The 12,207-nt window shown below is 61.6% G+C and carries 9 protein-coding genes and 2 riboswitches; of the genes, 6 read left to right on the top strand and 3 right to left on the bottom strand.

The window, feature by feature from the left end:
- Positions 1 to 118: 118 nt before the first annotated feature.
- Both DYI20_RS02085 and DYI20_RS02080 read left to right on the top strand, forming a co-directional pair.
- On the top strand, positions 119 to 502 hold the full coding sequence (locus DYI20_RS02085; protein WP_110099158.1) for a YtxH domain-containing protein: 384 nt from the start codon (positions 119 to 121) through the stop codon (positions 500 to 502).
- A gap of 348 nt (positions 503 to 850) precedes the next feature.
- On the top strand, positions 851 to 2,638 hold the full coding sequence (locus DYI20_RS02080) for a BCCT family transporter (RefSeq protein ID WP_122548734.1): 1,788 nt from the start codon (positions 851 to 853) through the stop codon (positions 2,636 to 2,638).
- Positions 2,639 to 2,732: 94 nt separating this feature from the next.
- Here the strand turns inward: DYI20_RS02080 and DYI20_RS02075 are convergent, their stop codons facing one another.
- Positions 2,733 to 4,142 carry an LLM class flavin-dependent oxidoreductase gene (locus DYI20_RS02075; protein ID WP_110101333.1) on the bottom strand — a complete coding sequence of 470 codons (1,410 nt, stop codon included), beginning with the start codon at positions 4,140 to 4,142 and terminating at the stop codon, positions 2,733 to 2,735.
- Between the two features lie 12 nt (positions 4,143 to 4,154).
- A riboswitch (SAM riboswitch) is annotated at positions 4,155 to 4,252 on the bottom strand.
- A 97-nt stretch (positions 4,253 to 4,349) separates the two neighbouring features.
- A complete protein-coding gene (locus DYI20_RS02070; protein ID WP_244924640.1) occupies positions 4,350 to 5,609 on the bottom strand; it encodes an acyl-CoA dehydrogenase family protein in 1,260 nt (419 codons plus the stop codon).
- Between the two features lie 326 nt (positions 5,610 to 5,935).
- Between DYI20_RS02070 and DYI20_RS02065 the strand changes: the two genes are divergently transcribed.
- The 4 genes from DYI20_RS02065 (at position 5,936) to DYI20_RS02050 (ending at position 10,686) form a co-directional block, all read left to right on the top strand.
- Entirely contained in the window at positions 5,936 to 7,492 is a 1,557-nt protein-coding gene (locus DYI20_RS02065) for a Cys-Gln thioester bond-forming surface protein (protein WP_122548733.1), read from the top strand.
- A 151-nt stretch (positions 7,493 to 7,643) separates the two neighbouring features.
- Positions 7,644 to 7,778, top strand: a riboswitch (SAM riboswitch).
- A gap of 3 nt (positions 7,779 to 7,781) precedes the next feature.
- Positions 7,782 to 8,672, top strand: a complete 891-nt coding sequence (locus DYI20_RS02060) for an ABC transporter ATP-binding protein (protein ID WP_122548732.1) — start codon at positions 7,782 to 7,784, stop codon at positions 8,670 to 8,672.
- Positions 8,669 to 9,730: an aliphatic sulfonate ABC transporter substrate-binding protein gene (locus tag DYI20_RS02055; protein WP_122548731.1), complete on the top strand. Its 1,062-nt coding sequence runs from the start codon at positions 8,669 to 8,671 to the stop codon at positions 9,728 to 9,730. The genes DYI20_RS02060 and DYI20_RS02055 overlap by 4 nt, the downstream gene beginning before the upstream one ends.
- Positions 9,730 to 10,686, top strand: coding sequence for an ABC transporter permease (locus DYI20_RS02050; protein WP_122548730.1), 957 nt, complete (start codon positions 9,730 to 9,732; stop codon positions 10,684 to 10,686). The genes DYI20_RS02055 and DYI20_RS02050 overlap by 1 nt, the downstream gene beginning before the upstream one ends.
- On the opposite strand, the gene DYI20_RS02045 is transcribed toward DYI20_RS02050, so the two are convergent.
- Entirely contained in the window at positions 10,683 to 12,122 is a 1,440-nt protein-coding gene (locus DYI20_RS02045; protein WP_122548729.1) for an HNH endonuclease, read from the bottom strand. The genes DYI20_RS02050 and DYI20_RS02045 overlap by 4 nt on opposite strands.
- Between the last annotated feature and the right edge of the window lie 85 nt (positions 12,123 to 12,207).

Raw genomic sequence — 12,207 nt, 5'->3', positions numbered from 1 at the left:
GAACATTGACCTTGCTACAGCCGTAGGGAAGAATCGAAGTGAGAGCACCCTCGCTTGAAAATCGGGTGTCCACCATTTCGTATCACCCCCACCTCGGGTGAAGAAAAAGGAGAATGACATGGGTCTTTTCAGCTTTCGTAACATCTTGACCTTCGGTGCCGGTGCTGCCGCGGGGTACTTTTTGGGCTCCCGCGAGGGGCGCAAGCAGGCCGAGGAGATCGCCCGCCAGGCCCAGGAATTCTGGACCGACCCCAAGACCCAGCAACAGGTACACGATGTGACCTCCAAGGTGACCAGTGTGGTCAAGGAAAAGTCTCCGGCTCTGGGCGACGCTGCTGAAACCGCCGCCGGCATCGTCGACAGCTCCACCGGTTACACCTCCGAGACCGCCCAGTCCGAGAACACCGGCACATCCGCTGATTCCGACACCACGTCCAACTCGACGTCGAACTCCACCTCCAAGACCACCAAGCCGTCCGGCGGTGCACACGCCAACTCATGATGACCACCGGCGTTCACCCGCCGTGTCATACACCGTCATATCCGGGCCTGGATCCCTCAATGAGCGGGGGTTCGGGCTCGGTTGTGATGCTCGAGAGCAACAGCACACCAGAACCTGAGACCTCCCGTGTTACGTCGTCATAACGGCTCCGTCACGCCGTTGTTCATCTATGAGTCACCATCAATATCACCTAATTCACTTGCATTTAACACCTACTTCTGTATCGTATAGCTCAGCCCTGAAAACCAGGGCCTGAACGTGCCTGAGACGACGAATACCCGCCCTTGGGTCGTGGCCGATGGCTCGGTTCATCATCTACTCAACCTTGTCAGGAGTGCTTAGGCACCGATGTTGACCAAATTGCACGACGCGTTAAAGTTGAAAACATCCCCGGTGATTTTCTTTTCCTCCGCCGGGATCATCATTCTGTTCGTGATTGCCACCATCGCCTTCACCGAGCCACTGGGCGGGGCAGTCTCCACCGCCTCCGATTGGTTGCTGACCAACCTGGGTTGGTTCTACGTCCTAGGTGTGACCGTCTTCCTGGGGTTCTTGATCTACATCGCGCTTGGCCGGTTCGGTCGCGTCAAGCTCGGCCCCAATGACGAAAAGCCCGAGCACTCCGGTCTAGCCTGGTTCGCGATGCTGTTCGCGGCCGGTATCGGTTCGATTCTGATGTTCTGGGGTGTGGCCGAACCGGTCAGCCACTTCGGTGATCCGCCACGTGGCCCCTCGCTGGGCATTGAGGCAGGTACCGACGAGGCCGCCGTGGAGGCGATGAACTTCACCTTCTATCACTTCACGTTGCACACCTGGACCATCTTCACCCTGCCGGCACTGTGCTTCGCCTACTTCATTCACAAACGCAACCTGCCCCCACGGGTGTCCTCGATCTTCCAGCCCATTCTGGGTGAAAGAATCCACGGTCCGATCGGTAAGTTCATCGACGTGGTGGCCATCGTTGGTACCGTCTTCGGTGTTGCAGTTTCCATCGGTCTGGGTACCCTGCAGATCAACGGTGGTCTGGGTCAGCTCTTCGGTGTGCCGAACTCGGCTGGCTGGCAGCTGATCATTATCGGTGTGGTCACCGGTGTGGCTCTGCTCTCGGTGTCGCTGGGGCTGGATAAGGGCATTAAAGTGCTCTCCAACATCAACATCGTGATGGCCATCGGTCTGCTGATCTTCGTGCTCATCACCGGTTCGACCCTGTTCATGTTGCGCGGTACCTTCGAGTCCCTGGGAAGCTACCTGCACAACCTGCCCGAAATGGCGCTGTGGAACGACACCTTCGCTAATACCGGCTGGCAGAACACCTGGACCGTGTTCTACTGGGCCTGGACCATCACCTGGTCGCCGTTCGTCGGAATCTTTATCGCCCGCATTTCCAAGGGTCGCACCGTGCGTCAGTTCGTGCTCGGTGTGCTGGCTATTCCATCGGCCTTCTCCATCCTGTGGTTCGGTATCTTCGGCTACGGTTCCTTCGATATCGAGCTCAATGGCGACGGTGGCCTGGTCGAGCGCGTGGTCGACGAGGGAGACATCCCCGGCGCGCTCTTCGCCTTCCTGGAACACCACCCGTGGTCCTACCCGATGTCGATCCTGGCCATCATCCTCGTGGTGATCTTCTTCATTACCTCGGTCGACTCGGCCGCACTGGTCACCGACACCATGGCCAACGGTCACGAGGACTACAACCCGCTGGGCCAGCGCATCTTCTGGGCGGTGGCCATCGGTCTGATCACCGCCACCCTGCTGGTCTTCTCCGCTGAGGGCGGTCTGACTGCACTGGAACAGACCATTATCTTGGTCGGTCTGCCATTCTTCGTGATGGGCTACTTCCAGATGTACGCGCTCTACCGCGCCCTGCGTGAGGACGCCGGTGAGTTGCCCCAGATCCGGACTCGCGAGTGGAAGAAAGTCCTGCCACCGGAGGAATACGCCCGTCGTGACGCCGACGATGACTTCAACACCGATGATGTGGTCGTCGAGCCCGAGGCCGAAGAACCGGCTCCGGTCATGCGCGATCCGTACCTGGATCTGGAAACGATCGAGCCCAGGGCCAAGCACGGTACCCTGGCTGCCCGCACTAGCTCGGCCCCGCTACCCAAGGTGCCCAAGAAGGACCGCAACCAGTAAGGGCCGGGGCTCGCTGAGTCCCACACGGCATGAGAAAACCGGCAGGGTTTCTCCCTCAGCGGGAGAGGCCCTGCCGGTTTGCTGTCTGGCGGTCCTAGCGCTGCAAAGATCCCGGCGTGAACTGGGAACCGTGGTGGCGTTCATTGAGGTGATCGCCCTGACCAAACAGCTTCTGACGCAACGTGCCCGGAGCGTAGCCGGTCTTGTACCGCCCCAGCTTCTGCAGCTGTGGCACCACGTACTCGACGATGTCCTCGAAGGTGCCTGGGGTGACCGCATAGGCTAAATTGAACCCGTCGATATCGGTCTCATCCTGCCACTGGATCATCTTCCGGGCCACGGTCTCGCCGGAGCCGACGATGACCGGGCCGAAGCCGCCCACACCGACCCATTCGGCCATTTTGCGCACGGTCCACTCCCCGTCATCTCCCGACGCCTGCTTGAAGGTCTCCACCGTGGACTGGATCGCGTTTGATTCCACCTCACCCAGCGGCTCGTCCAGATCGAACGTGGACAGGTCCAAGCCCATCCAGCCTGACATCAGCACCAGGGCGCCTTCCACATCGGCGTAGCTGGCGTAGTCTTCAAACTTCGCCTGGGCCTCGTCATCGGTGGCTGCGGTGATCACCGTCAGCATCGCGAAGATCCGCAGATCATAGGGGTCACGGCCGGCATCCACTGCCGCCTGGCGTAGCTTTTCCACAGTCGCGCTCATCAGCTGTGGGGTGGGCGAGTTAATGAAGGAGGCTTCAGCGTGCTTACCGGCAAACGCCCGACCTCGGGTGGAGGCACCAGCCTGGAAAATCAATGGCACCCGTTGCGGGGAGGGCTCGGTGACCGCGGTGCCGGGAACGGAGAAGTACCGACCCTGGTGGTTGATATTATGCACCTTGGTCGGATCGGTGAACACCCCGGTGCCACGATCCTCGACCACCGCATCGAGCTCCCAGGAGCCATTGAGTAACTTATAGACCACGTCCATGTACTCATCGGCGTGATCGTAGCGCTCGTCGTGTTCCATCTGATCGACATTGCCCATATTGCGGGCCGCGGAGGGCAGATACCCGGTGACCACGTTCCACCCGATCCGGCCGTCGGTGAGATGATCCAAGGTCGCCAGTCGCCGAGCGAAGGGGTAGGGGTGCTCATAGGCGGTACCGGCGGTGACCCCAAAGGAGAGGTTCTCGGTCACCGCGGCCATCGCCGAGACCAGCAAGAACGGGTCGTTGACCGGCACTTGGGCCCCGGAATTCAGCGCTGCCCGGGGTGAGTCCTCAAAGACGTCGTAGGGACCGAGCACATCGGCAATAAATAGCCCATCGAACAGGCCCTTTTCCAAGATCTGGGCCAGCTTGGTCCAGTAGCCGATCGTGTTGTATTCCCGGGCGTGATCCTCCGGGTGGCGCCACAGCCCCGGGGACTGGTGCACCACGCAATTCATGTCGAAAGCGTTGAAGAAAATCTCGCGCTCACCGTTCTGGCCGGTTTCAGGGGTGGTCGACATCGAAAGATACTCCTTCCATCGGTCTTGGCATTAGCACCCGGGCACGGACCGTGGACCACGGGTTGCTGCGGCGTCAACGAGCCAAGTCTCTCAGCCACTCTGGATGGGACGAGACCATCACCTGACCTGGGGCTTTTCGACAGAATGTGGGTGAGGCAAACCGCCGTGCGAGTGGAGACCGGTTGCTACCGGGGCGTGCTGCTGGGGCTATCGGTTCTGCGCCAGATAGGTGCTGGGCACGGTTCCGTTGACTTCCCAGTCACCGACCATCCTGGCCTTGAATACCGATGGATCATGGGTGGCCAAGGTCCGGGCGTTGCGCCAGTGCCGGTCCAGGGCCAAACCGGTGGAGGTCGCCGAGGCCCCGAGCACGTCAAAAATACCGGTGCAGACCTCCAACACCAATGACGGGACCGTAATCGCTGCCCGCTGGGAGGCCACCAGCGTCTCGATCCACCCGGAACCGGGCTGAGCCTCTTGACGACCAGCGTCGGTGGCCTCTTGGGCTACCACGGCCTCATCCAGTTGCGCACCGATCGCGCGCACCGCTTGCTCACACAGTGCTGATTTGGCGGAGAGTTCTCCCACAATCCCCAACAGTTGATCGTCTTCGCGCGGGGTGGACCCGGTCGAGGTGTTGAAAACGCGGGTGCGCTGTTGCAACGCGGCCATCCCATCGCGCAACGCCGCCCGGGCAATACCGGCCTGCAGGGCCAGCAACGTGACCTCAAGCATCACGTTGAGAATACCCCGCCGGGAATCACCCGGCCGGTCATAGACCGCCTCGGCCAAAGCGTCTTTCATGATCAGCGATCCGGTCGCAGTCAGCCGTTGCCCAAATCCGTCCCAGTCATCACGGACTCGCACGCGCGGCTGTTTCACCGCAACCACGGCCACCGCGGACAGACAATCCTCAACGCGCACCCCCGATTCGCCATGACGGCGTCGCTGACGGGCTCGTTTCAGCGCCAAATCATGGTCACGATCCACGCCCACCATCGTCCAGGTCGAGGCCAGCGTGCCCGTGGAGTAGTACTTGGTGCCCGACACGGTGAGGTTGCCCACCTCATCGGCGCTGACTGTGGTGGGCTGGGAGACCTGATCCATCGTGGCTGACAACGCCGAACCGCCCCACTCGCCCTGGTCAATCCGATGCCACCACTGCTGCATCTCGGACGAGGTGGTCACCGCGCGCAAATACTCAATAAACACCACATGCGATCGCCACATATGGGCGACGTTCACATCTTCGGTGGCGAGATCCATCATCAGGCGCAGCACCGTCTCGAAGCTTGCGACCGGTTGCTGCGGATCCTGTCGGGGCACCGTAATGGCCCCGAGCCCGGCATCGCGCAACTGCTCGAGCGGAATGATCGGAAGATGTCGCCCGGCTTCTCGCGCGCGATCACCACGGCCGATCTCGTCAAAGAGCTGCCGAAACTGTCGGGAAAAATGTGCGTAACTCACAGCCGGTAATGCCTCCATCATTGTTGGCATGAGCGCCCGCTCCCGAAAGAACAGGCGATTACTGCGGCGTCAACGAGCGAGGTTTCTCGGGCGCTCTGAACGATTGATGCATCCACTGTAACCGATGATCGCTCAGGCGCCAATCAGCGACGTGACCTGCCGATCGGCTGCATCAGGGCTCGCATAGCATATCGGGCTCGATCCATGCGAAGCCTCATCCACAGCGCGGGCTGTATCCACAGATTGGTTTGGTCCCGGCCCGGGGTAACCCACCGGCTCCTAACGTAAACACCGTCCGATACACCTCTGCTGAAGGGAAACTCGCTGTGAACGCACGCTCAACACCTCTGATTCCTACCCGGTTGCTGACCACCGGGGCCACGCTGGGTGTGGCCGTGGCGATGACCGCTTCCCCGGATCTCGCCCACGCCACTGTCACCGACCACCAGATCACGCAGACACGATTCACCGGCGTCTGGCGGGATACCGGCTCACAACAGACGGCCTCATGGCATTCGGTCCCGGACTTTGATGTGGGTGATTCCACCACACTGACCGGCCACGGTGAACCCGGCTACCGCGTGCACACCACTGAGGCCGACGGGAGCAACCCCCGGACGGTGGCCACCGGCCTGTTCCAGGTTGGGATCAACGGCGAGACAATTCCGGCCTACTGTTTGGAGATCTCGCAAGCGACCTTGATCGATTCTATCGGCACCGTAGATCGGTGGGACGATTTCGCCAAAACCTCCCCAGGCCCGGAACAAACGCGGGATGCCTCCACCTCTTTGCGGGTGGGGTGGATCGTGCAGAATTCCTACCCGGCCCTGGAACTGGAGGAGCTGGCGGCCAAAGTACCCGGGGTCAGCCAGTTGACCAGCGACGAGGCCATCGCTGCCACCCAGGCGGCAATCTGGCACTATACCGACGAGATCAAGCTGGAGGACAAGACCGTCTCGGCCTCAAACCGTAGCGCCGATCTGGGTGAGAACTCGGTGGATCACGTGCGGGCAGTCTACGACTATCTCATCGAAGAGGCCTCGGGACTTGATCTTCAGGCGCATCAGAGCACCGCGGCGGCCCCGGGGAGCCTGCAGGTGGACGCCGAAGAGTTTCTCATTCCTGCCGACCGTGATGCGTCAGACCCGACCTTGCTGGGGCCGGTGACCATCGACGCCGCATCAGGCCATCTGGCCCTGTCGGCTGAGTCAGACTCCGGCCTGGAGTACACCTACACCGATGAAGACGGCGAACCGGTCGACCTACAACGCGTGGCGCACGGCGACGAGATTTACCTAGCGCACACTGCGGATTCTCCTGACGAAGACACCGTGACTTGGACACTGGAACAATCCCACGTCTCCCAACACCGGTTCGTCACTCTGCCGGTACACCCCGAGTCACACCGTCGCTCTCAGGCGATCTTGCTCGTCACCGCCCGGCAACACGGGCACGAAGACCAGGTGGAGCTGAGTTTCCGGACCGAGACTCAGCCGGCCGTAGCGTCCAGTTCCCCAGCCGAGGAGCCGGCAGACTCTGAGACGTCGCCCGAAGCCACGCCCCAGCAGGCCCCAACCCCCGCAGAAACCCCCACACACGAACCGGAAGAATCCCCTGCCCAGACCAGTGAAGAGCCCGCAGACACCGAATCTAGCCCCGCGACCTCGGATGTCGCCAAGCCGGTCAATGCCCCGGCAGAGGTGGATGACACTGACCGGGCCGAGTCAGACAGCAACAACGGTGAGCACAACTCCCAGGTAGCTGACGATGAACTGGCCAAGACCGGCAGTACCTCCTCGTTGCTCTGGGCTGGCGTGGGTGGCGCGATCGTGTTGCTGGTGGGCATCCTGCTGGTGCGGTGGCGTCACCGAGACGACGCCTAAACGCTCTGGAATTTCCCGAGCTTTGAACTCCCCGATCAAGACCCCGACGAACGCGGTTTCACCACGGTGAGATCCCAGACCGCGTTTGCTCGGGGTCTTTTATGACACCCGATTTTGACAAGCGGAGAAACGAAAAGATTAGATAAGCACGTAACCATCCAGAGCGGTTGAGAGATCTGGCTCTTTGACACCGCAGCAACCCCGACACGTGAGACACAATTGTCTGTCGCTTCGACTGACACGTTGACGTGAATCAGCAGGGTGCTAACGCCAGGAACGATGGAGAGTGATGTACGTGCCTTCTGTTGCTTCGTCCACCCCCGGCGCCGGTGCCTCCGGTCAACCCCTTTCCAGTACCTCCGGTCAACTCGCGTCCGGTTCACAACTATCGGTCACCTTCGACCACGTCGGGCGTAGCTTTACCACCGACACCGGGACACGCACCATTCTGCGCGATATGTCGTTCACGGTTGCTCCCGGGGAGATCTTATCGATCATCGGAGCCTCCGGATCGGGAAAATCCACGTTGCTTCGCACCGTGGGGGGCCTGGATACCGAAAACACCGGGCACGTGCTGATCGGTGGCGACACGGTCGTAGCCTATGACCCCCGAACCGCTGTCGGATTCCAAGAGCCCCGCCTGTTGCCGTGGCGTAGCATTGCCGCCAATGTAACCCTCGGGCTACCCCGTGGCACCGGTCGGCGGGCCGGTCGCGAGCGCGTGGCCGAACTCCTTGAGCTGGTCGGGCTCGGGCAGGTGGCCAGGCACCGGCCTCGAGAAATTTCCGGGGGTATGGCCCAGCGTGCTTCTCTGGCCCGGGCGCTGGCACGGAGCCCGGAAGTGTTGCTACTGGACGAGCCTTTTGGCGCCTTGGACGCGCTGACCAGGATCAACATGCAACAGCTATTACTGGATGTTCATGCTGCCACCAACACCACGATCTTGTTGGTCACCCACGACGTAGATGAGGCCCTACACTTATCCGATCACGTCATGTTGCTGGGCTCGGACCAGTCTGGGCAACCCGGAGCGACAGTGCAGGAGATCTGCCAGGTTCCCGGTGCCCGGCCACGGGATCTCTCCACCCCAGAACTCGTCGACCTCGCCCGGCATCTGTACGAAGGGCTAGGCGTGACCGAATCGGCCGCCACCACCGACACAGCGGGGGCAGGACGATGACATTCCAGTTTCTCCGCGGTGGCGTGGCCACTGCGAGCGTGCTTGCGCTGTCGGTGACCCTGTCCGGCTGTCTGGTCGGTGAAGGATCGGGGTCCATCGATAATCCTGACGACACGCTGACCCTGGACTACGCGACGTATTCTCCGCTGAGCTTGATCATCAAAGATCAGGGCTGGCTCGAAGATGAACTGACCGATCAGGGGATCTCAGTGGAGTGGGTCTATTCAGCCGGTTCGAATAAGGCCAACGAGAACCTGCGAGCCGAAGCCATCGATATCGGGTCGGCTGCGGGATCGGCCTCTTTACTCAACCGTGCCAATGGGGCTCCGGTCAAGACCATTGCCATCACCAATCAACCGGAATGGTCGGCGCTGGTGACTGCAGCGGATGCCGACATCAGCTCGGTAGCAGACCTTGCCGGGGGCACCGTGGCAGCCACCCGTGGCACCGATCCGTTCTTCTTCTTGATTCAAGCTCTGCAAGAGCACGGCGTGGACCCAGCAAGCGTGGAAATCCAGAATCTGCAACACGCCGATGGCCGGCAGGCCATGGAGCAAGGGTCGGTGGATGCCTGGGCCGGGTTGGATCCGATCATGGCTGGGGCCGAAGCCGAGGGGGCACAGCTGATGTATCGGGACGTCGAGCTGAACACCTACAACTTCCTTAACGCCACCGAGGAGTTTGTTGATGACCATCCTGACCGGGCGCAACTGGTGGTCGATACCTATGAGCGGGCCCGACAGTGGGCCCTGGAGCATCCCCAGGAAACCGCGGAAATTCTGGCCGAGGAGGCCGGCATCGAGATCGAGGTGGCCGAAACGGTGATCTTTGAACGTTCGAACCTGGATATTTCACCGGTGCCTGGTCAGGATCAGCTGTCGGTGTTGCGCACCATCGGCCCCATCTTCGTCGAAACCGCAGATGTTGATCGGCCCGAACATATTCAGACCGCTTTGGACGAGATTTTTGAGCCCCGGTTTGCCGAGCAGGCGCAGCATGCTGGCAAGCATCAGCACACCGGGGAGACTGCACCCACTGAGAAGAGCACTGATCACTGATGAGCACTCACAGCACAAAAACTGTCACGACATCAACATCGTCAGCATCGGCCTCCGGTCGCTCTGGTAGCGCCGACACCCCTGAAACCGCTGGTCAGGCTGATCAGACCCTCAGCGTTGACCGTTCGGGAGCAGGGGCCAGGGTTCGGTCGGGTCACGCAGAAAAGCCACGGGATCAACGAGGCGGGCGCTCCTGGTGGTTGGGCACCACCGCGGGGCGGTTTGTGCTCGGGCTGATCGTGCCGGTCGGGCTGTTGCTGATGTGGTGGGGTGTCACCGCCGCCGAGGTCTTCAACCCGGTACAGTTGCCTTCTCCGTTCCAGGTCATCGATGCCGGTGTGGTGCTGGCAGAACGTGGCGATCTCGGGTTTCACATCCTGATCTCGTTGCAGCGGGTGCTCCTTGGTTTCGGCATCGGTGCCGCATTGGGGCTGGTATTCGGGGCCGTGCTGGGTCTAAACCGATGGGCTGAGGCGATGCTGTCCCCGATCCTGGGTGCGATCCGGGCGGTGCCGTCACTGGCGTGGGTTCCCCTGTTGATCCTGTGGTTGCAGATCGGGGAGAATTCCAAGGTCACGCTGATCGCCATTGGGGCATTCTTTCCAGTGTTCACCACGGTGTTTTCTGCTCTGAAACACGTGAACCCACAGCTGGTGGAGGCCGGCAGAGCCTTCGGCTATCACGGGTTACGACTCTTAGGCACCGTCCAGTTGCCGGCCGTGGTGCCGTCGATCTTTTCCGGGCTACGCCTTGCCTTGGCACAGGCGTGGCTGTTCGTGGTGGCTGCCGAGCTGATTGCCTCCTCGATGGGGCTGGGCTTCTTGCTCACGGATTCGCAGAACAACGGTCGGACCGACCGACTGATTCTGGCGATCATTCTGCTGGCGGTGATTGGCAAAATCACCGATGCGTTACTGGGTCTGTTGGAGAAGTGGGCCATCAAGCGGTGGGCCTAGAACGGTGGCGGGCCGTCGGTGCTAAAAGGGTCCGGGACGTCATCCGGTCCATGTTCGATTGCCTCCAGCGGGATCAGGGTATCGGGAGCTGGCGGATCGGGATCGGCGAGGTCGAGGCCGGGTAGCACTGGCGGGGTAGGGCGTCGGTAACGGTGGCCCGTCGGGGTTTCGACGGTCATGTCGGCGACGGTGGAGTGGTGTTTCCAGTGCTTCTTTTCTTTGGTCTGATTGCACACCCGACACAGTCCCTGGCCGTTGGCGAAGGAGGTCGGGCCACCGTCGGCAAAGCGTGTGGCGTGATCGAGTTCGTGGATGGGGTTCTCGCAACCCGGGGTGCGGCAGAGATCGTCGCGCAGGCGAATGAGTTCTTTCAGCCCGGGAGGAAAGAGTCGGGCGGAGGATTCCATCGCGACCAAATGGCCGGTCTGAGGGGCGGTAAACAACCGGTTGAGCAGGACGTTGGCCTCCGGGTTCGCAACCCACTGCCGAGCGATGTAGGCCGGCAGAGTGCCGACCCCGGGGATACGGGCCACGGTGTCATCGGTGCCAAAGAGCGTACGGTCGGTCATCACGAGTTTGACCTGGACGGGGATGGCCGGGGCGGAGGATTGGCCGGTGAGACGTTCGACCAGCAGGTCGGCGATAAGTTGTTCTTCGCTGCGGGTGTCCTCGCCGGTACGGATCATCCGGCGGGCGTCGCGTTGGAGCGTGGCGTGGCAGGCGGCGGCTTGTTCGGCGGGAAGATAAGCGTTGAGCGTTCCCATCCCCGGACCAGCGGGGCCAGTTTTCACATTGCGTTTGGTGCGGTTGGTGGAGGCCTGGCGATCCATGGTCTCGGGATCGAGGCGCTGGACATGGGCTTGAGCGCGCTGTCCCAATTCGGCTGGGGTCAGCGTCGCGTAGTCGCCGGCCAGGTGCTGATCGATGGTGCGACGGTGGTCAGCATCGACTCCTTGGGTGTCACGGACCAAGGTCAGGGCGGCGGCTTCTGACAGTCCCCCGTTGGTCATCGAGGCCAGCGCCTGGGGCAACGAGTCAGCGAGCGTCCGGGCGGCACGCAGTAGCTTGGCTCCGGTACGGTGGTCCACGCGACGGGCGAGCGCAATTTCGGCGCCGAGCCCGGAGCCACGGCGTAAGGCCGGGATGTTGTCGGCGGTTTCGGCCTCGATACGCAGGGTGGACAGCTGGGCGGTGAGTGTGGCTTTGATCCCGTCCAGAGTGCGGGTGAGATCTTCGGCAGCAGCCAGCAAATCAATGGCATCAGCCTGGTCGGTCAGCGACAGGGTGACGAGCTGGTGGCGGAGTTGATCGCCCGTGTTGTGGAAGGCATCGAGCAACTCAGCGGCGGGCGTGACGGTATCCTGATCCGCAGGTGCCGAGTGATCCGGCTGGACTGGATGAGCCGGCTGGGTTGGTGGAGGGAACTGAGCTGTCATACCGATGACGGTAGGAGATCGTTGCCAGCCAGGGTAGCCGTAGCGCGGCAACGGTGGAGAAAGCCGGCGAGTGTCCCACGTGTGT

Origin of the sequence: Auritidibacter ignavus (assembly GCF_003703835.1) — a bacterium.
Classification (GTDB): Bacteria; Actinomycetota; Actinomycetes; order Actinomycetales; family Micrococcaceae; genus Auritidibacter; species Auritidibacter ignavus.
This window is presented reverse-complemented; position numbering and strand designations above follow the sequence as displayed.

Coding starts and splice junctions, on each gene's coding strand:
- DYI20_RS02085 (WP_110099158.1), top strand. CDS start 119: ATGGGTCTTTTCAGCTTTCGTAACATCTTGACCTTCGGTGCCGGTGCT.
- DYI20_RS02050 (WP_122548730.1), top strand. CDS start 9,730: ATGAGCACTCACAGCACAAAAACTGTCACGACATCAACATCGTCAGCA.
- DYI20_RS02080 (WP_122548734.1), top strand. CDS start 851: ATGTTGACCAAATTGCACGACGCGTTAAAGTTGAAAACATCCCCGGTG.
- DYI20_RS02060 (WP_122548732.1), top strand. CDS start 7,782: ATGTACGTGCCTTCTGTTGCTTCGTCCACCCCCGGCGCCGGTGCCTCC.
- DYI20_RS02045 (WP_122548729.1), bottom strand. CDS start 12,122: ATGACAGCTCAGTTCCCTCCACCAACCCAGCCGGCTCATCCAGTCCAG.
- DYI20_RS02075 (WP_110101333.1), bottom strand. CDS start 4,142: ATGTCGACCACCCCTGAAACCGGCCAGAACGGTGAGCGCGAGATTTTC.
- DYI20_RS02055 (WP_122548731.1), top strand. CDS start 8,669: ATGACATTCCAGTTTCTCCGCGGTGGCGTGGCCACTGCGAGCGTGCTT.